General features: G+C 35.9%; 15 protein-coding genes and 1 pseudogene. 11 read left to right on the forward strand and 5 right to left on the reverse strand.

Features of this window, described 5'->3' with window-relative positions; translation table 11 throughout:
- The first annotated feature begins 162 nt into the window (after positions 1-162).
- The 9 genes and pseudogenes from ACO05K_RS00870 to ACO05K_RS00910 all read left to right on the forward strand — a co-directional run bounded on the left by ACO05K_RS00870 (position 163) and on the right by ACO05K_RS00910 (position 12433).
- Positions 163-966: a ParA family protein gene (locus ACO05K_RS00870; protein ID WP_421942583.1), complete on the forward strand. Its 804-nt coding sequence runs from the start codon at positions 163-165 to the stop codon at positions 964-966.
- A 7-nt stretch (positions 967-973) separates the two neighbouring features.
- The gene (locus ACO05K_RS00875; RefSeq protein ID WP_421942584.1) at positions 974-1882 is read left to right on the forward strand and encodes a ParB/RepB/Spo0J family partition protein; all 909 of its coding nucleotides are present in this window, start codon (positions 974-976) and stop codon (positions 1880-1882) included.
- On the forward strand, positions 1882-2595 hold the full coding sequence (locus ACO05K_RS00880) for a DUF5683 domain-containing protein (RefSeq protein ID WP_421942585.1): 714 nt from the start codon (positions 1882-1884) through the stop codon (positions 2593-2595). The genes ACO05K_RS00875 and ACO05K_RS00880 overlap by 1 nt, the downstream gene beginning before the upstream one ends.
- Before the next feature lie 33 nt (positions 2596-2628).
- The gene (gene dapB / locus ACO05K_RS00885; protein WP_421942586.1) at positions 2629-3363 is read left to right on the forward strand and encodes a 4-hydroxy-tetrahydrodipicolinate reductase; all 735 of its coding nucleotides are present in this window, start codon (positions 2629-2631) and stop codon (positions 3361-3363) included.
- A gap of 70 nt (positions 3364-3433) precedes the next feature.
- Positions 3434-4627 (forward strand): signal peptidase I, encoded by a 1194-nt coding sequence (lepB, locus tag ACO05K_RS00890; RefSeq protein ID WP_421942587.1) that lies wholly within the window; start codon positions 3434-3436, stop codon positions 4625-4627.
- A gap of 156 nt (positions 4628-4783) precedes the next feature.
- Positions 4784-5976 (forward strand): annotated as a pseudogene (lepB, locus tag ACO05K_RS00895) (signal peptidase I).
- A 141-nt stretch (positions 5977-6117) separates the two neighbouring features.
- A complete protein-coding gene (locus ACO05K_RS00900; RefSeq protein WP_421942588.1) occupies positions 6118-7308 on the forward strand; it encodes an ROK family transcriptional regulator in 1191 nt (396 codons plus the stop codon).
- An 82-nt stretch (positions 7309-7390) separates the two neighbouring features.
- Complete coding sequence (locus ACO05K_RS00905) at positions 7391-10504, forward strand: SusC/RagA family TonB-linked outer membrane protein (RefSeq protein WP_421942589.1); 3114 nt, start codon at positions 7391-7393, stop codon at positions 10502-10504.
- A gap of 18 nt (positions 10505-10522) precedes the next feature.
- Positions 10523-12433, forward strand: coding sequence for a SusD/RagB family nutrient-binding outer membrane lipoprotein (locus ACO05K_RS00910; RefSeq protein WP_421942590.1), 1911 nt, complete (start codon positions 10523-10525; stop codon positions 12431-12433).
- 54 nt (positions 12434-12487) lie between these two features.
- Here ACO05K_RS00910 and ACO05K_RS00915 read toward each other — a convergent pair whose 3' ends face one another.
- From ACO05K_RS00915 to ACO05K_RS00935, 5 genes are all read right to left on the reverse strand, one after another.
- Entirely contained in the window at positions 12488-13573 is a 1086-nt protein-coding gene (locus tag ACO05K_RS00915; protein WP_421942591.1) for an Ldh family oxidoreductase, read from the reverse strand.
- A gap of 105 nt (positions 13574-13678) precedes the next feature.
- Entirely contained in the window at positions 13679-15265 is a 1587-nt protein-coding gene (bshC, locus tag ACO05K_RS00920) for a bacillithiol biosynthesis cysteine-adding enzyme BshC (RefSeq protein WP_421942592.1), read from the reverse strand.
- Positions 15266-15334: 69 nt separating this feature from the next.
- Entirely contained in the window at positions 15335-17179 is a 1845-nt protein-coding gene (locus ACO05K_RS00925) for an alpha-L-fucosidase (RefSeq protein WP_421942593.1), read from the reverse strand.
- A 364-nt stretch (positions 17180-17543) separates the two neighbouring features.
- Positions 17544-19472, reverse strand: coding sequence for a DEAD/DEAH box helicase (locus tag ACO05K_RS00930; protein WP_421942594.1), 1929 nt, complete (start codon positions 19470-19472; stop codon positions 17544-17546).
- Positions 19473-19874: 402 nt separating this feature from the next.
- Entirely contained in the window at positions 19875-20333 is a 459-nt protein-coding gene (locus ACO05K_RS00935; RefSeq protein ID WP_421942595.1) for a DUF4293 domain-containing protein, read from the reverse strand.
- Between the two features lie 85 nt (positions 20334-20418).
- Between ACO05K_RS00935 and truA the strand changes: the two genes are divergently transcribed.
- Together truA and ACO05K_RS00945 are read left to right on the forward strand one after the other, a co-directional pair.
- On the forward strand, positions 20419-21168 hold the full coding sequence (truA, locus tag ACO05K_RS00940) for a tRNA pseudouridine(38-40) synthase TruA (protein WP_421942596.1): 750 nt from the start codon (positions 20419-20421) through the stop codon (positions 21166-21168).
- Between the two features lie 112 nt (positions 21169-21280).
- Complete coding sequence (locus tag ACO05K_RS00945) at positions 21281-23053, forward strand: ABC transporter ATP-binding protein (RefSeq protein WP_421942597.1); 1773 nt, start codon at positions 21281-21283, stop codon at positions 23051-23053.
- Positions 23054-23070: the final 17 nt, after the last annotated feature.

Consider the following 23070-nt stretch of genomic DNA (forward strand, 5'->3'; position numbering starts at 1 on the left):
TTTAAAACCCAAATGGTGTTATTGCTAAAATTGCCATATAGTTTGTATCTTAGCTGATTGAGAAAAAGGGCGTAAACAACGCAAAAATAGAACTTTTTACCGATTAAAAGGCAACAAATATAAGCGCCTAACGTAAACGTAAAGTAAATTTCGGATATATAGATGAGCAAAATAATTGCATTGGCAAATCAGAAGGGTGGTGTTGGTAAAACAACTTCATCTATTAACCTGGCGGCAAGTTTAGCCGTGTTAGAATATAAAACCTTGTTGGTTGATGCTGATCCTCAGGCAAATTCAACTTCAGGTATCGGCTTTGATCCCCGAAATATAAAAGATAGTATTTATGAGTGTATCATCAATGATATTGACCCGGCACAGGCAATTCAGAAAACTGATACACCAAATTTAGATTTACTTCCTGCTCATATTGATTTAGTAGGTGCAGAAATTGAGATGATAAACCTTAACAACCGTGAGTACAAAATGAAAGCGGTTTTGGAGAAAATTAAAGATCAATATGATTTCATTATTATCGATTGTTCTCCATCGTTAGGTTTAATTACAATTAATGCTTTAACCGCTGCCGATTCTGTAATTATTCCCGTTCAGTGCGAATATTTTGCATTAGAAGGTTTGGGTAAATTGTTAAACACCATCAAAATTGTACAAAATCGTTTAAATCCTGAGCTAGAGATTGAGGGTATTTTGTTAACGATGTACGATGTACGTTTGCGCCTATCTAACCAGGTTGTTGAAGAGGTTAAAACGCATTTCAACGAATTGGTTTTCGAAACGATTATTCAGCGTAACACCCGTTTAAGTGAAGCACCAAGTTATGGTGTTTCTGTTATTATGCATGATGCAAACTGCAAAGGCGCAATAAATTACCTTAACCTTGCCCGTGAAATTGTAAAGAAAAACGGCTTGTTAAAGGAAGAAGAAAATATAGGAACGGCAACTTTATAAAATATACATGACATCTTTTCAGCGAAAAACAGGTTTAGGCAGAGGATTAAGTGCGCTTTTAGATGACAGCGAATCTGCGCATCCACCGAAACAGCAGGTAAATGCGGTTAGCGAAACGGAGCAGATTGGTAACATCAGTCATGTAAGTTTAAATGAGGTTGAAACCAATCCTTACCAACCACGTACAGAGTTTGATCAGGTTGCATTAAATGAACTTTCTGATTCGATTAAAGTTCAAGGTTTAATACAACCAATTACGGTTAGAAAAATTGGGGCAAACAAATACCAATTAATTTCAGGTGAGCGAAGATTCAGGGCTTCTAAATTAGCTGGGTTAACTCAAATTCCGGCTTATATTCGTAGTGCAAACGACCAACAAATGTTGGAAATGGCACTTATAGAAAACATTCAAAGAGAAAATTTAAATGCAATTGAAGTTGCTTTAAGCTTTCAAAGAATGATTGATGAGGTTGGTTTAAAGCAAGAACAATTAGGCGAACGTGTTGGTAAAAACCGTACCACAGTTACCAATTACCTACGTTTATTAAAATTACCTCCTGCAATTCAGGCTTCTATTCGCGACCAACGCATTACAATGGGGCATGCAAGAGCTTTAATTAATGTTGATGGTGTTGATAAGCAATTATTCATTCATCAGGAAATTTTAGAAAAAGGATTATCTGTACGTAAAGTAGAAGAGTTGGTTCGCAATCTTCAACATGCACCACTTAAAACTTCAGAGAAACCTAAAGAGAAAGCTGTTTCTTTTCAATATCAAAAATTGCAGGATGATTTAGCATCTAAATTTGCAACCCGTGTAAAATTAAAAGTTACTCAAAACGGTAAAGGTGCAATTGAAATTCCTTTTGTAAGTGATGAAGACTTAAACAGAATTTTAGAATTATTAGATTGGTAATGCTAAATAACAGGATTTTAATAACGCTATCTCTGGTATTTGTTTTTATTGCAAATCTGGCTTCGGCTCAGGTACAGGATACCTTATTAAAACCAACCGATACTATAAAAACTGCACTCATTAAGGCTGTACCCATGGATACTGCCCGAAAAAAGACAGATACAGTTAAATATATAAATCCAGGAAAAGTAGCGGGTAGGAAAGCTGTATTCAGATCGATGTTAATTCCTGGCTGGGGACAATTGTACAATAACCAACTTCTTAATGATAAGTTGAATGCTAAAGGTGAAAAAACAGGTCACTTCTGGCAAAGAACTTATACCTTAGGTAAGGTTGGTTTAATTTATGGTGGTTTTGGTGCGCTAACTTTATCTTACATAGAAAGCCGTAAGAATTACAAAATTTTTTTAACAGAGGCTCAATTTAGAGCAGCCAATCCCGGTAAACAGCAAAATGAAGATTTGAAAAGGTATGGCAATACGAATGTGTTAGATGCTCAGGCAATTTATAAAAGAAACAGCCAGATTGTAATTTTTTCCTACTTTGCTGTTTATGCAGCTCAGATTATAGATGCGTATGTTGCAGCACGGTTAAATTTTTTCGATGTTGATGATAAACTTTCGTTTAATTTGAGTCCTGCTATAATAAATAATCCCGATTTTATGTATGGCTTTAATCACGCTCCAGCATTGAAACTTTCATTAAGATTTTAACAGACTAAATCACCTAAACTAAATATATTACCAATGAAAATTGCGCTTTTAGGATATGGCAAAATGGGGCAGATTATAGAAAAATTTGCACTAGAACGTGGCCACGAAATCGTTTTAAAAATATCTATCGATAATCAGGAAGAATTAACTCGCCAAAACTTAAAATCGGCAGATGTTGCCATAGATTTTAGTACACCTGATTCTGTTTTGCAAAATATTGATGTTTGCTTTGACGCTAACGTTCCGGTGGTTGTTGGTACAACTGGTTGGTATGGCAAACTTCAGGAAGTTAAAAATGAATGTAATTCCAGTAACAATACTTTACTTTATGGGTCTAATTTCAGTATTGGCGTTAATTTATTCTTCAAATTAAATCAAACTTTGGCCAAGTTGATGAACAATTACCCTGCTTACGAAGTACAGGTAGAAGAAATTCACCATACTCAAAAGCTTGATGCGCCTAGCGGAACGGCAATAACTTTAGCTGAAGGTATTGTAGACAACCTGGAGCGAAAATCGGAATGGTTAAACGAGGTTGTAGGTACTAACGTAGAGGCTTTCCCAAAAGGAGAGCAATTGCTTATCGAATCACATAGAATCGAAAACATACCCGGTACGCATACAGTGATTTATAGTAGTGAGGTTGATGATATCGAAATTAAGCATACTGCACACAGCAGAGCAGGTTTTGCATTAGGCGCAGTTGTAGCTGCAGAGTGGTTGAAAGATAAAAAAGGATTTTTCAGCATTACTGATATTTTTGAATAAGCTTAAATTAATATAGCAGATAATGGTTAGCCGGTTTAAACTTTAAATCGTTAACAACTAAACAAAATATATGAATTATAAATTCTGGCAGAAAAAAAAGGATGCCAACAAAAAGAAAAAAACAAAAACTCGCGAATGGGTAGACGCAATTGTTTTTGCTGTTGTTGCTGCAACTATAATAAGGGTTTTCTTTATTGAGGCCTATACCATTCCTTCAGGTTCAATGGAGCGCTCTTTATTAATTGGTGATTTTCTTTTTGTAAGTAAAGTAAATTATGGTGCCCGTGTTCCGATGACACCAGTTGCTTTTCCCTTTGCGCATCATACTATGCCAATTACAGGAACTAAAGCTTATTGGGATGGAGTTCAATGGAAATATCGTCGTTTACCAGGTTTATCTGATATTAAAAGAAATGATGTCGTTGTTTTTAACTTCCCGGAAGGAGATACTGTTGCGCTTGAAAATCAGGTGCCAAGTTATTATGATTTGGTAAGACAAAGCGGTCGTGAAGCAATTCACAGCCAATATACAATTGTTAGTCGCCCTGTAGATAAACGTGAAAATTTTATAAAACGCTGCATAGGTATTGCTGGCGATGTTATAAGCATGAAAAATGGTGTTGCAAACATTAATGGTAAAGATGAACCGTTAATTAATACCGGAATGATGCCATATAAAATCGAATTTAAAACAATGGATTTTAACTATGGTGTTTTCGATGATTTAAAGGTGAAACTTGGTGAAATGCAACTGATTGGTAACAATACTTACGTTGGCGAATTATCTCCAGAATTAGCAGAGAAAATCAGAGCATTTGATTTCGTGAAATCGGTAAATATGACTGCTGCAACTTCGTCAGATATTGAGCCCGGAGGTACTTTTCCACATGATCCAAAACGTGTTTGGAATAGAGATAATTTCGGTCCGATAAAAATTCCTGCAAAGGGTTGGACAGTTCAAATCGATAGTAATACAATGCCTTTATATTACAGGGCAATTAGAACTTACGAAGGTAATAAAGTTGAAGAGAAGGCTGGAGTTTGGTATATCAACGATAAACCTGCAACATCTTATACTTTTAAAATGAACTATTATTGGATGATGGGAGATAACAGACACAATTCTGCAGATTCTCGTTATTGGGGATTTGTACCTGAAGACCATGTTGTAGGTAAAGCATTATTTATCTGGATGAGTTGGGATAGTGATGGTAGTTTCTTTAGCAAGATACGTTGGAATAGATTATTGCGAGGGATTCATTAGCAGTCAATTAAAATATCGAAAGCGGAAGGTTAACACTTCCGCTTTTTTTATTTGTCGTTTTTTATTTATACGAAATCACCACTGTAACAAAGGCTAAAAAAGTTTATCTAAAAATCACTATTGCATTAGCGCTTTTAAACTAAACTAATTTTTACTATGAACTGGAAATTCTGGCAAAAGAAATCGGCCTTAGATAAAAAGAAAAAAACAAAAACCCGTGAATGGATTGATGCTGTTGTTTTTGCCGTTGTAGCCGCAACAATAATCAGGGTTTTCTTTATTGAGGCTTATACCATTCCCTCAGGCTCAATGGAGCGGTCTCTATTAATTGGGGATTTTCTTTTTGTAAGTAAAATTAATTATGGTGCCAGAATTCCAATAACTCCAGTTGCCTTCCCATTTGCGCACCATACCATGCCACTAACTGGAACTAAAGCATATTGGGACGGCGTTCAGTGGAAGTACCGCCGTTTACCGGGATTATCTGAAATAAAAAGAAATGATATCGTCGTTTTCAATTTACCCGTTGGAGATACTGTAGCATTAGAAAATCAGGAACCAAGTTATTATGATTTGGTAAGACAAAACGGTCGTGAAGCTGTTCATAGCCAATATACAATTACCAGCAGACCGATTGATAAGCGTGAAAATATTATTAAAAGGTGTATTGGTATTGCTGGTGATGTTATCAGCATGAAAAATGGTGTTGCAAATATCAATGGTAAAGATGAACCACTTGTAAATACTGGAATGATGCCATATAAAATCGAGTTTAAGACAATGGATTTTAACTTCGGTGTTTTCGATGATTTAAAGGTGAAACTTGGTGATATGCAACTGATTGGTAACAATACTTACGTTGGTGAATTATCTCCAGAATTAGCAGAGAAAATCAGAGCATTTGATTTCGTGAAATCGGTAAATATGACTGCTGCAACATCGGCAGATATCGAACCTGGAGGTACTTTTCCACATGATCCAAAACGCGTTTGGAATAGAGATAATTTCGGTCCGATAAAAATTCCTGCAAAGGGTTGGACAGTTCAAATCGATAGTAATACGATGCCTTTATATTACAGGGCAATTAGAACTTACGAAGGTAATAAATTGAAGAGAAGGCCGGAGTTTGGTATATCAACGATAAACCTGCAACATCTTATACTTTTAAAATGAATTATTATTGGATGATGGGAGATAACAGACACAATTCTGCAGATTCTCGTTATTGGGGATTTGTTCCTAAAGACCATGTTGTAGGTAAAGCTTTATTTATCTGGATGAGTTGGGATAGTGATGGTAGTTTCTTTAGCAAGATACGTTGGAGTAGATTATTGCGGGGCATTAAGTAAGGTTTCAACTTAAATACAAAACAAAAAAAGGCTTAAAGAGATTTAAGCCTTTTTTTGTTTTGCGAAATACTTTTAAAAAAAATTAATAAGTTTTATTATGTTTTAAAATTTTTTATTAAGTTTGTTTAAAACCAAATAAAAATGTCGATTATAATTGAGAAGAATCAGCGCTTACGTGCAGATATCATCAAATGTCTTTATTATAAAAATGCATTGTCTTTAACCGATTTGAGTAAGCTTACCAATAAAAGCTTGCCATTGGTTACTTCTATTGTAAATAATTTAATTAGCGAAGGCTTTATAATAGAACAAGGTTTAGCGCCATCTACCGGTGGAAGGAGAGCATCAATTTACTTACTGAATCCAGATAACAAAAAATTTATTGTTGCAGTTGCGATGGATCAATTAATTACCAGACTGGTAATATATGATTTATCGAAAAGGATGGTGATTCCGATGCAATACCTGGAGTTTAATATGTCTGATGAAAGCGCAGATGTAGATATACTGGTAAATTTTATCACCAAAAGCATTCAGGATTCACACATCAACATAAAACATATTATTGGAGTTGGTATTGGTATGCCTGGTTTTGTTAATGCTGAACTGGGTGTCAACCGCTCTTACTTACCCGTTAAAAATGGTTTAACACTTAGAGATTATATAAGTAAGAATATAAAACTTCCTGTTCAGATTGATAACGATTCGAGTTTGATTGCCTTGGCAGAACTAAATTTCGGCGAAGCAGTTGATTTGAAAAACGTTATGGTGGTAAATATTGGTTGGGGAACAGGACTTGGAATGATTTTAAATGGTCAGCTTTACCGGGGAAGCAGTGGTTATGCCGGAGAGTTTAGTCATATTCCCTTATCTGATAGTAATAATTTATGCTCTTGTGGTAAAAGAGGTTGTCTGGAAGTCGATACGTCTTTATTGGTGATGGCCGAAAAGGCAGAGAAGGCATTATCGGAAGGTATAGTATCCAGCATGAGCGAGCTGTTTAAAGATAAAAGTAAACATCCACGAGATCATTTTTTAGATGCTGTAAATGCTCAAGATCCATTAGCGATTTCTATTCTTTCTAAAGCCGGTTTTCAATTGGGGAAAGGCTTAGCAACATTGATTCATATTTTAAATCCTGAATGCATTGTTTTAAGTGGAAGAGGAGCTAAAGCAGGTAAAATGCTACTTCCTTCGGTTCAGCAAGCAATAAATGAGTTTTGTATTCCGCGTATTTCCGAACAAACAACAATAAAACTATCAACCTTAACTGATGAAGCTGAGCTATTTGCTGCAGCAAGTTTAGTAGTAGAAAATTCTCAAATCGATTAATATAATTAAAAATGTATGGTTAAATCAAAAACAAACTATCCTTAAATCTAATTCAACAAATCAACTTAACTAAACAAAAATTATGAAAAAAATGTACTTAAAGTGCTTAAGTATGTTGTTGTTAACGCTTTTTACAACGGCAGCCTTTGCACAAAAAACAATTACGGGAACGGTAACGGATGCATCCGAACCTATACCGGGTGTTAGCGTAACCGTTAAAGGCACAACGAAGGCTACACAAACAGACAATAGCGGAAAGTTTTCAATCTCAGCAAATGTTGGGAATACTTTAATCTTTAGCTACTTAGGTTATACATCGAAAGAAGTTGTTGTAGGCTCATCAAGCAATATTACAGTAAGTTTAACTGCTGCAAATAACGATCTTAATGAGGTAGTTGTAACAGCACTTGGTATAAAAAGAGAACGTAAATCTTTGGGTTATGCTGTTCAGGAAGTAAAAGGCGAAACTTTAGTTGAGGCAAGAGAACCGAACCTGGCAAATGCCTTAACTGGTAAAGTTGCTGGTTTACAGGTAACCAGATCAAGTAATGGTCCTGGTGGTTCATCTAAAATCGTTTTACGTGGATATAACTCGCTAACTGGTAACAACCAGCCTTTATTGGTGGTAGATGGTGTACCTGTAGAGAACTTTACTGGTGCAAATAACAACGATTTTTGGAATCCATCTTTGGATATGGGTAATGGTATTTCAGATATCAATGCTCAGGATATTGAATCGATTTCAGTTTTAAAGGGGGGTGCTGCGGCTGCACTTTATGGTTCAAGAGCTGGTAATGGTGTAATTTTAATTAATACAAAATCTGGGCGTACGCAAAAAGGTTTGGGTATTTCTGTTAACTCTACTACAGGTATCGAAAATATTTTCATGAATCCTGAAATGCAAAATGACTTTGGACAAGGACTTAATGGAATTTACGATGAGCGTTCAAACTTAAGCTGGGGACCAAAAATTGGTGGACAAACCGTTAAAAACTGGGATGGAAGACAAGTTCAGTTAGCTGCTTATGATAACGTAGATAATTTCTTCAGAACAGGTGTTTCTCTTAATAATAGTGTAGCTTTTCAACAGCAATACAAAAATACATCTGTTTATACATCATTTAACAGAATGGATGATAAAAGCATGATTCCTGGTGTTAAGTTAACCAGAACAAATTTAATGGCAAAAGCGAATACTAAATTTGGAAAGGATGATAGATGGGCAGTTGATACAAAAATTCAATATAGTAATTCTGATGCCGTAAACAGACCAGTTTCTGGTACCAGAGGTGAAAATACTTTCTGGACAATCTACAATCTTCCAAGATCTTTAGATGTTACTCAGTTTTCTGCGGCAACAGATCAATATCGTAAAATGTTATGGTACGGTGGTGGTAATCAAAAAAATCCTTACTGGAATAACATGTATAATACAAACAATGATGTTCGTGACAGATATATTCTAAATGGCGCCATTAAATATAATTTTACAGATTGGTTAAATGCAGAAGTAAGAGCTGGTGCCGATATGTATAGTGTTACAACAGAAAACAAAACCTTCTCAGGAAGCCCAAGCCCAACAAATGGTAGTTACGGAACAGGGAAACAGAACTTTACCGAAACAAACTATAGTGGTATGCTAAATGCCAGAAAAGATAATTTGTTTGGTAAATTTGGTGGTGCTGCAATGATTGGTGCTAACTTAATGGCAAGAGATTTCTCTTCATTATCTGGCGGTGTTGGAGAATTAAATGTACCTGATTTCTTTTCACTAAATAATGGTATGAGTGCTGCCGTTGTTGATCAGGGTTTCAGCAAAAAAAGAATTAATTCTGTTTTTGGTTCTGCACAATTAAATTACGATGATTATTTGTTTTTAGATGCAACATTTAGAAATGACTGGACATCTACTCTTAGCAAGGAAAACCGTTCATTTTTCTATCCATCGGTAAGTTTATCTTATGTAATTACAGATATGATTACTAAAAATGGAAGTTCATTACCTAGCTGGTTAAGCTATGCAAAATTAAGAGCTTCTTATGCTGAGGTTGGTAATGATATGGAGCCGTATCAGTTATTCAATACTTATACATTAGGTAAAGATCCAAACGGAAATACTACTGCCGGTAAAAATGGTGTATTGTACAATCCTGATGTTAGAAATGAATTCATCAAATCATTTGAGGTTGGTACTGAAATTCGCTTTTTCAAAAGTCGTTTTGGTATAGATGCAACTTATTATAAATCAAATGCTACGAATCAGTTAATCAATTTGCCACTTGATCCATTAAGTGGTTATAATTCGATGAAAATTAACGCTGGAGATTTACAAAACAAAGGCTTCGAAATTACCGCTGATGCCAGAATATTAAATAACCCGAATAAATTTAATTGGAATTTAAGCGTAAATTATTCTAGAAATATCAACACAGTTGAAGATATTTATAATACTATTACCCAATATAATTTAGGTGGTTATGATGATGTTAGTATTCGTGCAGTAACCGGAGAGCGTTATGGCGAAATTTATGGTAGCCGTTTTCAAAGAGTAAATAATCCTTCAAGTCCTTTTAACGGTCAAATCATTGTAGATGCAAATGGTATACCATTGAAAGATTCTAACCCTGTGAAATTAGGTAACCAAGGAGCAACAGGTTTATTGGGTATTACCAATACGTTTGCTTACAAAAGCTTAAGCTTATCATTCCAGGTTGATGCTCGTTTTGGTGGTCAGATTTTCTCAGCATCAAATGCTTTAATGCAAGCTAATGGTACTGCAGCAGTAACAGTTGTTAATGGTGAGCGTGCAAATATTGTAACTGATGGTGTTTACTTAAATACTGCAACAAATGCTTATGAGAAAAATACGAAAGGGGTATCGCCACAATTATATTGGCAAGCAGTTGCTGCAAACGGAAATATTGGTATTACTGAAGCAAACTTATATGATGCTAGTAATATTAGATTAAGAACTGTAAATTTAAGTTACGATTTGCCAGTTAAGTTCCTTTCTAAAACACCTATTCAAAGAGCTAAGATTGGTGTATCTGTAAACAATGCCTGGATGATTAAAAGCCATATGAATGGTATTGATCCTGAATCGGTTTTTGCTACTGGTACAAATGCCGTAGGATTTGAAAACAGCAGTCCTCCAACAACGAGATCTTATTTCTTTAACTTATCTCTAGGTTTCTAATCGATAAAAAATAATAAAATGAAAAATATATTCAAAAATTCAACTTTGCTAATCGCGGCTGCAATTGCGGTCTCATCATGCAAGAAATTTGATGATGTTAATGTTAGTCCAACGGCAGCAACAGCAGATCAAGTTCAGGTAGAATATTTTCTAAATAATTCAATTATACAAGCTCAAATGAATCCTGATGTAGCAGAGCGTTCATTTATATTATATTGGAAAACAGCTGCCCATCAGCACAGAAATGGTGGTTTATCATCTGGTACATATAATGATGGATGGACTATCGCTTATTACAATCAGGTTGCAGATTGGTTAAATTCCGCAAATACTGGTATTCAAATCGGTGAGAAGCAAATTGCAGATAATAACATTAAAGTTTATACAAGAAACCTTGTGCAAATTGGTCGTATCTGGAGAGCTTATCTAGTTAGTGAAATGTCTGATAACTTCGGGCCAGTGCCAATTAATGCTTTTAATGGTTCAAACCCTGAATTTGCCGATGTAAAATCTGTTTACTATTACTGCTTGGCAGAATTAAAAGATGCGGTTTCTAAAATTGATGAAACTGTGGTTAACCCAAGCAATTTGTCAAATCTAGATCCTGCATACGGTTACAACTACGATAAATGGAAAAGATATGGCAATTCATTAAGAATGAGATTAGCAATGCGTTTATCTGAAGTTGATGCAGCAAAAGCAAAAGCTGAATTTGAAGATGCAGCAACTGGCGCAAAGTACATCACTACAACCGATCAAATTTTTAAAGTAGCTGAAAAAGGTGGATGGGATGCTTTAACTGGTGTTATGAGTAGAGAGTGGAATGCTCAATTCTTATCAACAACTTTAAATAATATATACATTGGTTTGGGTGGAATTCAATCTCAAAATCAATTAGATGCATCTTTTGCCAGCGCAATTAAACCTGCAAATTATATTGGGGTAAGATATAGCAATCAATTTACAAGCAGAACTAATGATCCATCTGCCGGATATTGGTTAGATGGTTTGCCAAACGTTATCGACCCACGTGCATATAAAACTTTCATTGTACCGGGCGACTTTACAAATCCGAATTTTAATTCTTATCCTTCATGGACAAATGATGCTAAAATTACTCAGCGTAATTTATTAGATGGAACAGGTGCCGTTATAAAAACCATCGAAGCAAAAAATACCTGGAATACTGGCGTTACCGGAGATTGGGGAACAAAAGGTTCACAAAATCAGTTATTAGGATATGAAGGTACTACACCAAGATTGAGTAATCAGTTTAGGGCAAGTGCTTCACAACGTATCTGGTTTGCACCTTGGGAAACTTATTTCTTGCTTGCGGAAGCTTCAGTAAGAGGTTGGTCAGTTCCAATGGGTGGTCAGGCGGCATACGAAGCGGGTATCAAAGCTAGTTTCGATTATTGGGGTGTATCTGCTCATGCAACTGCGTATTTAACTTCAACATCATATAGTAGAACAGGTACATCTGTTAGCTGGACTCATGTTACAGAACCACCAGCAACTTATACCATGAATTATGTTGATGGTTATACCAATGTTGCAGGAACTGCGAGTATAGTTTATCCAAAAAATGATTTGTATAAAAGCGGAACAGTTAAGAATGATGCATTAACCAAAATCATTACACAGAAATATATTGCGCAAATGCCATGGTTACCATTAGAAGCATGGAGTGATCAAAGACGTTTAGGTTTACCATTCTTTGAAAACCCGGCTATCGAAAATAATTTACCAAATTTACCAGCTTTAACTACTTCAAGTTTTATGACTAGTAGCGTAAATTTCTTCCCTCAGAGATTAAGATATCCATCGAGCTTGCCAAATACGAACGGCAAGGGCTATGCTCAAGCTGTAACAGCATTGGGTGGGGCAGATGCAGTATTAACTCCGTTATGGTGGGCTAAAAAACTATAATCAGCAATAAATAGAAAAAGCCGTGAATCCCTTATAAGATTCACGGCTTTTTCTTTAGCTTAAATCAGCAATTTCTAATTTTGCAGCAAGTTCATTTAAATCATTAACCACCACATCGATTAATGGGATACCACTAATTTTTCTTTCTTGTTCAAATTCGTGTTCAGGTTCTCCAGGGATAATAACCTTTTTAGATTCATCTACTGTTTTAGCACTTTTGAATCTTTCTATCCAATTATCTAAATGATTTTTAAAATCTTCAGCAGGGCGGAAACCATCAACACGCATCGCACCCAAAAAATGGCCTAAGCCTTCGCCAACTGGATTTGCAGATGGTTCTAAAAACGCCACAAAGGGAGGGACCCAAGGGCCATAATTTGCCCCAGAAAGCACAGCAGATAAAATATCTACCGTAGCACTTAAACCGTAACCTTTATGGCTGCCATGGTCTTTATCGCTACCTAATGGCAAAAGAGAACCGCCACTTTTTAATTCGTTCGGGTTGTTAGAATTTACACCATCTTTATCCTGAACCCAACCATCAGGAATATCTTTATTCGCCCTTTGCGCAATTTCTAATTTTCCATTTGCAGCCGCCGCAGTTGCCATATCTACAATTACTGGCGGATATTTCCCTGCCGGAAAAGCATAACACATCGGGTTTGTCCCTAATAAACGCTCATTGGCATAAGTTGGCGCAACTAAGGGACTTGCATTTGTCATGCTGATTCCAATCATATCCTTTTCAACAGCCATTAAAGCATGGTAACCCGCTATACCAAAATGATTAGAATTTTTAACTGAAACCCAACCGCTACCATACTTTTCAGCTTTTTCAATGGCAACCTTCATTGCAAAGGGTGCTACAACCAAACCTAAACCAGCGTCGCCGTCAATTGTAGCTGTTGTCGGTGTTTCATGTACGATTTTAATATCTGGCGTAGCATTAATTCTTTTTTTCTCCCAAAGGCGAACATAGCCGCTTAAACGAGCTACACCATGAGAATCAATTCCCCTTAAATCAGAGCGTATTAACACATCAGTGGCAAGTTCAGCATGTTCGTCAGAGCAACCGATTTTTTTAAATACGTTATAAGTAAAAGTTCTGAGTTTGGTTTCTGTAAAGGTTATGAAGTTCATTTTGTACAATTTGTCGTCATTGCGAGGCACGAAGCAATCCTAAAGCGCTCGCTAATAAACATAATGTTTTAAGATTGCTTCGTGCCTCGCAATGACGGAGTTTTATTAAGGCAACAACAAGGTAAAATCTCCACCAAGCGGTTCAAAATTTTCGATGCAGGTAGAAAGAAAATCCTCGCCATAATTTACATACATTGGGGCGATGTTCATAGTTCTTTCCTGCATGGTTCCATTTGGGAAAAGCCTTTTCTTTACATTTTCTATTTGAATTAAGGCCGTTTCGTGCTTGCGTTTTTCAGCTCTGAATAATTTTTTCTCAAGGTTTGCAAGCAAATGATTGGTTTTCTGTTTGGCTGTATCTGTAGAAACTGAAAGCGTTTTATCTATTTTGTAGGCATTCAGTTTTATCTGGTCGAAAATACTATTGATAGCTCTGGTTTCATCAGCCAGGATAAGCTGCGCAGTAGAATTTTTTCTTACCCAGATGTTTTTCAATTCTTCAACAGGTAAAAAGATATCTTCCAGTGCAAAACCCAAATTATATAAATTTTCTGCACTTCGTTTATCTATTAATAAGGCTGAATTACGAAGTAATAAAACCGGGAAATCTACTTTGTAATAATCGAAATTGGCTTTTAATTGCATCCAGTAAGCAACTTCTGCACCTCCGCCAATGTAAGCGATATTTGGCAAAATAACCTCCTGATACATCGGACGCATTACAACGTTGGGGCTAAACCTTTCCGGATGGTTTTCGATTTCAGTCCTTAGTTCTTCTTCAGTAAAACTGATTTCGGTATGGTTAACCAAATATTTTCCATTTTCAAAAACTAAACGCTCACGCAAGTCATCCTTCAAGTAGAAAAAGTTTATATCGCGACCGTTAACCTGTGTTTTGTAGCCTAATTTTTCTAGCTCTGTAGAACTTTTATCAATGTTTTTAGCACTATTTTGCTCAATAATATCATCTTGAATGACTGATTTAAACAAGGTTTTAAGTTGCTTATCATCAGCATTTACAATTACTAAACCATATTTTTCGAATAAATTATTTACTAAATATCTTGTTGCATCGGCTAAATTATCATGTTGTAAATAAGCCTGCTGAACAAGTTTTGCAATTCGCTTTCCGTTTTTTGAAATCCCTAAATAACCTTGATAAGCTAAAACTGCTGCGGCTACTGTTTTGGTACTTAATCTACCCGTTGCGCCATTAGTATTTTGAATCCAGCTGATGTTTTTTTCGTCTACACTAACGTGATTAATTTCATCAAAATCGTGGTCTTCCGTTGCCATCCAGTACACCGGAATAAAGTTTTTCTCGGGATGAGCAATTTTTAATTCGATGGCAAGATTTATTGCAGTTACAATTTTATAAATGAAATAAAGCGGACCTGTAAAAAGATTTAATTGATGGCCAGTAGTAACGGTAAATGTATTATCTAAAGCTAAAAGCTCGATGTTTTTTGTAACTGATTTATTTGGATTAAGGTGCTGGTATTGACTTTTTAGCACCTCAACTAAAGTAGTTCTGTTGCCTAAGAAATTTCTATTGTTGATTGCTTCGCTCAAGCCATCCATATCAGGGCGATAACTATAAAAAGCTTTTAGCGCTTCATCGTTATTAATATAATCTAAAACTAGTTTCGAAAAAGAACCGGTTTCTTGGTATGAGATATATTTTGCCTGCATAATTAGCGAAAGTAATGCAATTTAAGGATATTCATAAAGCTGAAGAACTATTTTACAATTGTCAAATAATTATAGGTTGCTTTCAATGGCGCCAACTTTTTCTCTGTACAAATCAATTGGTCCATCTAAAAGCACAGCAATAACGGTTAACTCCTTATCTAATTTTTCTTTGGGGATATCAATATAAACGATTCCTGGAACTTTACTCCAGTACAATTTATTATAAACTTCGTGGTTAAGCATTGTGCCTTCGCCAACTACCCTTATTCTGCTGATGTTATTTTTTAAGCCTTTAATGGCAATTGGACCTGTTGGCGTTCCCTCTACAAAAAGATAAAGTGTTTGCTTATCTGCAGATAAAACAGTGTTTCCAGTAAAATGACCTGGCGGAATTCCTTTTTTAGTTTTGTATAAAGCTTCTGCATTTTTAACTACCCAAGCATTTACTCTGTTTTTTGCATTTTTTATTTCTGATTTAAATCCTAAACCATCTGAAGTAAGGTTGGTGTTTTCGAAAATATTTACTCCATCATTTATATCACTAGCAAGGGTTCTTAAGTTTAAATTTGTAAAATCCATTGCATGGGTAACTTCAAATAATGTTTGTAAAGAAAGTGGATTCTCTTTTTTATCTGAGAATTGAATCTCTTCATTAAAAGAAACCTTTAAAACTGTAACGTCAGTATCAAAATCACTTTCTTTAACATCAAAAATATAATCTGTATTGTTAAACTTTGTAGATTTAACTTCAGCTTTGCTTCCAACAATTTCTACCTTTTTTATAGCTGATCTAATGCCTTTTAATGCAATACCTTTGGTAGTTTTAAAATCCAGGTATATGTAAAGTTCCTTTTTATCCTTCGATAAAGCTGTTTTCGCATTAATATGTCCGTCTGGAATTCCTGCTTGTGTTTCGTAAATCGCCTCGCTATGTTTTTTAGTCCAGCGACCTAAATCTTTTAAGATTTTGACTTGCTCCTCGGCTATGGTTCCATCTGCTTTCGGACCAATATCCAGCAATAAATTTCCGCCCATATTAATACAATCTACCAAAGTTCTGATAATCATGTTTGATGATTTGTAATGTTTGTCATAAGGTTGAAAACCCCAGGAATCGTTCATGGTATAACAAAGTTCCCAATATTTGGCATTTGGTTTTACCACCGGAACTCCTTGCTCGGGCGTATCATAATCTCCATGTTTATCAAGTCTCGAATTAATAATGATGTTAGGATTTTTAGCTTTCAATAAACCGTGAACTTTATCGCTCTGCCATTCTTCCGGTGTATGCTCCCAATCGCCATCAAACCACATTAAATCTGGATTATACTGGGTAGAAAGTTCTTTCAGCTGCCCTTGATAATAATTTAAATAACGATTCCATCTTGGCAAATCTGCTTTTGAATCATAACGTTTTCTTTCTCTGGTAAAAACATCGTAATCAGCATAACTCCAATCTGGAAGTGAAAAATATAAACCCGTTTTTAGTCCGGCTTTTTTAAGCTCGGTAACAAAAGGCGATATTAAATCTTTCTTTGCAGCGCTGTTATTTAAGGTACTTGTTGCTTTTGGGGCTTTAGTATTCCAAAGTGAAATACCATCGTGATGTTTGGTAGTAATAACTGCATATTTAGCGCCACTTTCTTTAATTAAACTTACCCAATCTTGTGGATTATACTTTGCAGCCGTAAATCCATCAAGCTGTTTCATATAGTTGTCGTGGTTAATGTAATTATTATAAAAGGCCCAAGACTCGGAAATTCCATTTACAGAATAAATGCCCCAATGTATGAAAATACCAAGTTTGGCATCTGCAAACCATTGCATTTTTTCTGTTTTTAGAGTATTATTTTGTGCCTTGGCTTGTATGCTAAATAAAAGAACAAAAGTTAGCAACCGATTTAAAACGCTCATAATATTTTTTGATGTAATTAAATATAGTGCTTTGATTGAAAAATTGTAGATATTTTTAATGCTTTGGCAAGGTTGCCTATAATAGTTTAACTGGCAGATTTAACTAAACCGGATAGGAGTGATATACTTTTTTGCTTTTGATAAAACTTACGAAGTTTCCTGAGCACCTTTGTAAATAGACTTCGTAAGTTTAAGTTTTGCGCAAAAAAGATTTAACGAATAGCCCGACTTACATTAATAGGGGCAGAAATTTGCTTTTCTAAATAGTTTAAAAATTTTTAGCTGTCGCGAAGTCGATTCTAAAGGGCAAAAAAAAGCCGTTCCGAAATTTCGGAACGGCTTGTAAAATATTTGGTTTAGTGATTTACCATTTTTTGCGACGTTCGCCGCTTCCACCTTCACGATTTCCGCCTTCTCTACGTCCACTTCCACCTTCTCTGCTTCCACCTTTTTCATCACGGCTACGTCCAGAGAAATCTCTGAAACCACCACCTTCACGGCTTCCACCATCTCTACGTCCGCTACCGCCAGAACTTCTTCTGTCGCCACCGCCACCGCCACCGTTTCCACGGTAACCGCCGCCACCGCCGCTTCTGCGTTCGCCACCAAATCCACCGCTACGTCTTTCACCGCCACCGCGTCTTTCGCCTGCACCTTCACCACGTCCACCGTCTCCGCTCTTTTCGATACGAACCTGACGACCGTTAAATTCTACAGCTTTAAAGCCTTCGAAAACTTTATCAGCAACAGCATCCTCTACTTCAAAGAAAGAGAAAACACCTTTTAAATCGATTTTACCAACGCTTTTGCCACCAATTTTACCATTGTTACAGATAAAAGATAACATATCGCCACGAGTAAACTCATCTACCGAACCTAAGTTGATAAATAAACGAGTATAACCTTCGCTACCACGTCCGCGTCTTTCGCCACGTTCACCTCTTTCACCACGATCATCTCCAACAGCTGCATTTAAATCAGGCGCTTTAGAATAGTAATCTAAGAAACGGTTAAACTCTAACGAAGCAAAACGTTTAATTACATCTTCTTTAGATAAATCAGCAAATTCATCCATAATACGAGGAATGTATTGGTCGATTTGCTCGTTGTTAACTTCTACGTTATGTACTTTATGTACTAAAGAGAAAAGTTGTTTTTCGCAAACATCAAATCCTGTAGGTAGCTCGGCTTTAGTAAATTGTTTACCAATAATACGCTCTAACTGACGGATTTTACCTAACTCTTTAGAGTTGATGATACAGATTGAAATACCAGTTTTACCTGCACGACCAGTACGGCCAGAACGGTGAGTATAACTTTCAATTTCATCAGGTAAAGAATAGTTAACTACGTGAGTTACACCACTTACATCGATACCACGAGCAGCAACATCAGTAGCAATTAATAATTGCATGTTACGCTCACGGAAACGTTGCATAACTTTATCACGTTGTTGTTGCGATAAATCGCCATGTAAAGCATCAGCACTGTAACCATCTTTAATTAAATGCTCAGCAATATCCTGAGTATCTAACTTCGTTTTACAGAAAACAACACCGAAAATTTCAGGGTTAAAATCTACAATACGTTTTAAGGCAGCGTATTTATCACGGGCACGAACAACATAGTATTCGTGTTCGATGTTTACGTTACCTGTATTTTTTGTGCCCATCGTTAATTCTACAGGGTTATCCATATAGTTTTTAGCTATACGGCGAACTTCTGCAGGCATTGTAGCCGAGAATAACCAGGTTTTTTTGTCATCAGGAGTAGTTGATAAAATGTCGTTAATGTCATCCTGGAAACCCATGTTTAACATCTCGTCAGCTTCATCAAGCACAACATATTTAACGCTTGAAAAATCAATTGCCTTACGGCCAATGATATCCAACATACGGCCGGGCGTGGCCACTACGATTTGAACGCCTTGGCGTATTTCGCGTAGTTGTTGCATAATGTTCGCGCCACCGTAAACGGCAACAACGTGGGCATTAGCAACGTTTTTAGAAAAGTTTTTAAGGTCGTTAGCGATTTGTAAACATAACTCACGCGTTGGGCATAAAATTAATGCCTGCGGTTTTGTTACTTTAAAATCGATTAGTTCTAACAGCGGCAAACCAAATGCGGCTGTTTTTCCTGTTCCTGTTTGGGCCAAACCAACAAAATCATTAGTGCCTTCTAACAGTACAGGAATACTTTGCTCCTGAATAGGCGTTGGAGTTTCAAATCCAAGGTCCTTTACGGCATTAACGACGTCATCACTTATCCCCAATAATTGAAATGGGTTTGTCATTCGTCTTTTATTTTTAATTGAGCCGCAAAGGTACGGTTAATATTCCGTATTTTATTGATAGTTAAGTAAATAGTTTTTTAAGCTAAATATTTGAAAATAAGGAAGAAAGAAAAGATAGGGAATAGTGCTTTGGTAATGGGGAATAGATGCTCGACAAATCAGCAGCGTGATGCTTGTAAATATCTTCAAAGATTTGAAAATCGAAACCTGTAATTTATCGGTTAAAGCAGTCCCGCTTTACACTACAATCTTTTTAATTTTAGCTGTCATGCTGAGGCACGAAGCATCTGTTTCATCGGTTACAGATGCTTCGTGCCTCAGCATGACAGAATATTTATGTTGGTGCTAATTAAAAAGTATTTCCGTTACAATCGGGTTTAAAGGGCAAAAACAGAATAAATATTAACGCAACCTTTCAGCAGAGCGTATTAACCTTTCATCTTTATTAATACCGAAAATAGCAAGTACAAGAAATAAAATTGCCAACGCAGGCATGTAAGCGCCAACGCCAAAAGTTGCACCTTCAATACCTCCAGGAAGTTGTTTAGCATAAATACTACACCAAAATGCAAAACCAATAATTGCAGCTATGGTAAAAATAATTAATCTCTTCTGCAGACTTCTCCTTTTGAAATTGAAAATACTTATAAAGCAAATAACTGTTATAACTATTCCTGTCAGTAAAATAGGGATATTGGTTTTCACTAGCGAACCATTTCCACCAAAGGTTTGCTGCATTCCTTTAATATAAATCGCAGATTCTTCACCTCCAATATTTTTCGAAGCTATTGGTAAAAACAACATCAAAATCAAAACAATTGTTGCTAAAAAAAGCCAAATAGATTGTATTCTTTGTATCATGTTAATTTAATAAATTGTACAAATATATATTTAATTCCATTTTGCACACTTATCTAATAAAAGGAAAAAGTATTTTTGCATCGCTTTGAATAAAAAAAGGTATTTCATACAAATTGCTTACGATGGCAGCTTATACCACGGCTGGCAAATCCAACCAAATGCAGTAACCGTTCAGGAGTTGTTGGATAAATCTATGTCTACTTTTTTCAGACAACCTATTGAAACTTTAGGCTGCGGCAGAACGGATTCTGGCGTACACGCTACTGATTTTTACGCTCATTTCGATATCGAAAATATAAGTGAAGACAAGGTCTTAGCAGCAGTTGGTGGCATAAATGCCATGCTTCCTTATCAAATTGCAGCAAAAAGAATTATTCCTGTTGCTGATGAAGCACATGCAAGATTCGATGCCACTGCAAGAGCTTACAAGTACTATATTCATTTTGAAAAAGACCCTTTTAAACTTAACCGTTCCTGGTTGCTAAAAGATAAATTGGATATTGCTTTAATGAACGATGCAGCAAAAGAGTTATTAAATTATACCGATTTTTCGTGTTTCAGTAAATCAAATACCCAAACCTTTACAAATAACTGTAAAATTGTAAGAGCACAATTTGAAGAAGAAAATGGTAGTTTGGTTTTCACTATCGAAGCCGACCGCTTTCTTCGAAATATGGTTAGGGCAATAGTTGGAACACTGGTAAGAATTGGTAAAAAAGAAATTAATTTAGAAGATTTTAAACATATAATTGATAGTAAAAACAGAAGCAATGCAGGGCAATCCGTACCGGCTTGTGGCTTGTATTTAGTTAAAGTAGGGTATCCTTATGTATAATTGTTGCCGAGGTGCAAAATAAAAATTTAATCAATTAAACCTTTAACCGAAACAACTTCTAAACAGACAACAGACAACAGACAACAGACAACAGACAACAGACAACAGACAAATGGCAGTAACAGGCGACGTATATAACACAGGATTGCTGAAACGTATTTTTCAATACGTGAAGCCTTATCGTGGCGTGTTTGTATGGTCGGTTATTTTAACCATTTTACTTGCGGCAATTTCTCCGGTTCGTCCATTTCTAATAAAATTTACGCTTGATAATTACATCCTAACCGGTAATTATAGTGGGTTAGTGAACATGACAATGCTTATGGTTTTCATGCTAATTCTTCAATCACTTATTCAATACAGCCATACCTTATTAACAAATACTTTAGGCCAATCGGTTATTCGCGATTTAAGAATTAATGTTTTTAATCACATTACTCAATTAAGATTAAAATATTTCGATAAAACGCCCATCGGGCAATTAATTACACGTACAGTTTCAGATTTAGAAACCATTGCCGATATATTTTCTGAAGGTTTAATTTCGATGATTGGCGATTCCTTGCAAATTGTAGTAATTGTTGCTGTAATGCTATTTACCGATTGGGAATTAAGCTTGGTTGTACTTCTGCCAATTCCGCTTTTAATTATAGCTACCCGAAAATTTCAGAAATCAATTAAAGTAGCTTTTCAGGAAATCAGAAATGAGGTGTCGAACCTGAATACATTCTTGCAAGAGCACATTACCGGAGTTTCTATTGTTCAATATTTCGCTCGCGAGCGACAAGAATATAAAAAGTTCTACGCAATAAATAAGCGCTATCGCGATGCCAATATTCGTTCAAACTGGTATTATTCAATCTTTTTTCCGGTTGTTGAATTAATTTCGGCAATGTCGTTAGGATTGTTAATCTGGTATGGTTCTAAAAGCATATTAGCCAAACCTTTCGATGTAACACCTGGAACCATCACACAATTTATTATGTATTTGGGAATGGTTTTTACACCAATTCGCCAACTGGCGGATAAGTTTAATACTTTACAGATGGGTATGGTTGGCGCTGAACGTGTTTTTAAAGTTTTAGATACCGATGAAAAAACGCCAAACACAGGCAAACTTACGCCTACAAAACTTGATGGAAATATCGAATTTAAAAATGTTTGGTTCGCTTACAATGATGATAACTACGTTTTAAAAGATTTAACCTTTGATGTAAAAGCTGGCGAAACAGTGGCATTGGTTGGTGCAACTGGTGCAGGAAAATCATCAACCATAAATATTTTAAATCGTTTCTACGAGGTAAAAAAGGGCGAAATTACAGTTGATGGAATTGATATTCACAACTTAGAATTGAATTATTTAAGAAGCAATATAGCAACAGTTCTTCAGGATGTTTTTCTTTTTTCAGATACGATTTTAAACAACATCACTTTAAATAATCCTCAAATTACGCTTGCAGAAGTTGTAAATGCTGCTAAAAAAGTTGGTGCACACGATTTTATCGAACGTTTACCAGGCGGCTACCAATACAATGTAATGGAAAGAGGTTCAACACTTTCTGCAGGACAAGCGCAGCTCATTTCCTTTATTCGGGCATTGGTGCATAATCCTGCAATTCTGGTTTTAGACGAAGCAACTTCATCCGTTGATACAGAAACCGAGTTATTAATTCAGAAAGCAATTGATAACTTAATGGATGGCCGAACTTCAATAGTAATTGCTCATCGTTTATCAACCATTCAAAAGGCAAATCAAATTATTGTACTGGATAAAGGCGAAATCAAAGAGAAAGGAACGCATCAGCAACTGCTTAAGCTAAATGGTTACTACAAAAAGCTTTACGATTTGCAATTCTCATCAGAAGGGATAGCTAAAAGTTCTTAAAATTGATTATGTTTGGT

The sequence above is a fragment of the Pedobacter sp. genome (assembly GCF_965227205.1).
Taxonomy (GTDB): Bacteria; Bacteroidota; Bacteroidia; order Sphingobacteriales; family Sphingobacteriaceae; genus Pedobacter.

Coding starts and splice junctions, on each gene's coding strand:
- ACO05K_RS00880 (WP_421942585.1), top strand. CDS start 1,882: ATGCTAAATAACAGGATTTTAATAACGCTATCTCTGGTATTTGTTTTT.
- ACO05K_RS00935 (WP_421942595.1), bottom strand. CDS start 20,333: ATGATACAAAGAATACAATCTATTTGGCTTTTTTTAGCAACAATTGTT.
- ACO05K_RS00945 (WP_421942597.1), top strand. CDS start 21,281: ATGGCAGTAACAGGCGACGTATATAACACAGGATTGCTGAAACGTATT.
- bshC (WP_421942592.1), bottom strand. CDS start 15,265: ATGCAGGCAAAATATATCTCATACCAAGAAACCGGTTCTTTTTCGAAA.
- ACO05K_RS00875 (WP_421942584.1), top strand. CDS start 974: ATGACATCTTTTCAGCGAAAAACAGGTTTAGGCAGAGGATTAAGTGCG.
- ACO05K_RS00915 (WP_421942591.1), bottom strand. CDS start 13,573: ATGAACTTCATAACCTTTACAGAAACCAAACTCAGAACTTTTACTTAT.
- ACO05K_RS00905 (WP_421942589.1), top strand. CDS start 7,391: ATGAAAAAAATGTACTTAAAGTGCTTAAGTATGTTGTTGTTAACGCTT.
- ACO05K_RS00930 (WP_421942594.1), bottom strand. CDS start 19,472: ATGACAAACCCATTTCAATTATTGGGGATAAGTGATGACGTCGTTAAT.
- ACO05K_RS00870 (WP_421942583.1), top strand. CDS start 163: ATGAGCAAAATAATTGCATTGGCAAATCAGAAGGGTGGTGTTGGTAAA.
- lepB (WP_421942587.1), top strand. CDS start 3,434: ATGAATTATAAATTCTGGCAGAAAAAAAAGGATGCCAACAAAAAGAAA.
- ACO05K_RS00910 (WP_421942590.1), top strand. CDS start 10,523: ATGAAAAATATATTCAAAAATTCAACTTTGCTAATCGCGGCTGCAATT.
- ACO05K_RS00925 (WP_421942593.1), bottom strand. CDS start 17,179: ATGAGCGTTTTAAATCGGTTGCTAACTTTTGTTCTTTTATTTAGCATA.
- dapB (WP_421942586.1), top strand. CDS start 2,629: ATGAAAATTGCGCTTTTAGGATATGGCAAAATGGGGCAGATTATAGAA.
- ACO05K_RS00900 (WP_421942588.1), top strand. CDS start 6,118: ATGTCGATTATAATTGAGAAGAATCAGCGCTTACGTGCAGATATCATC.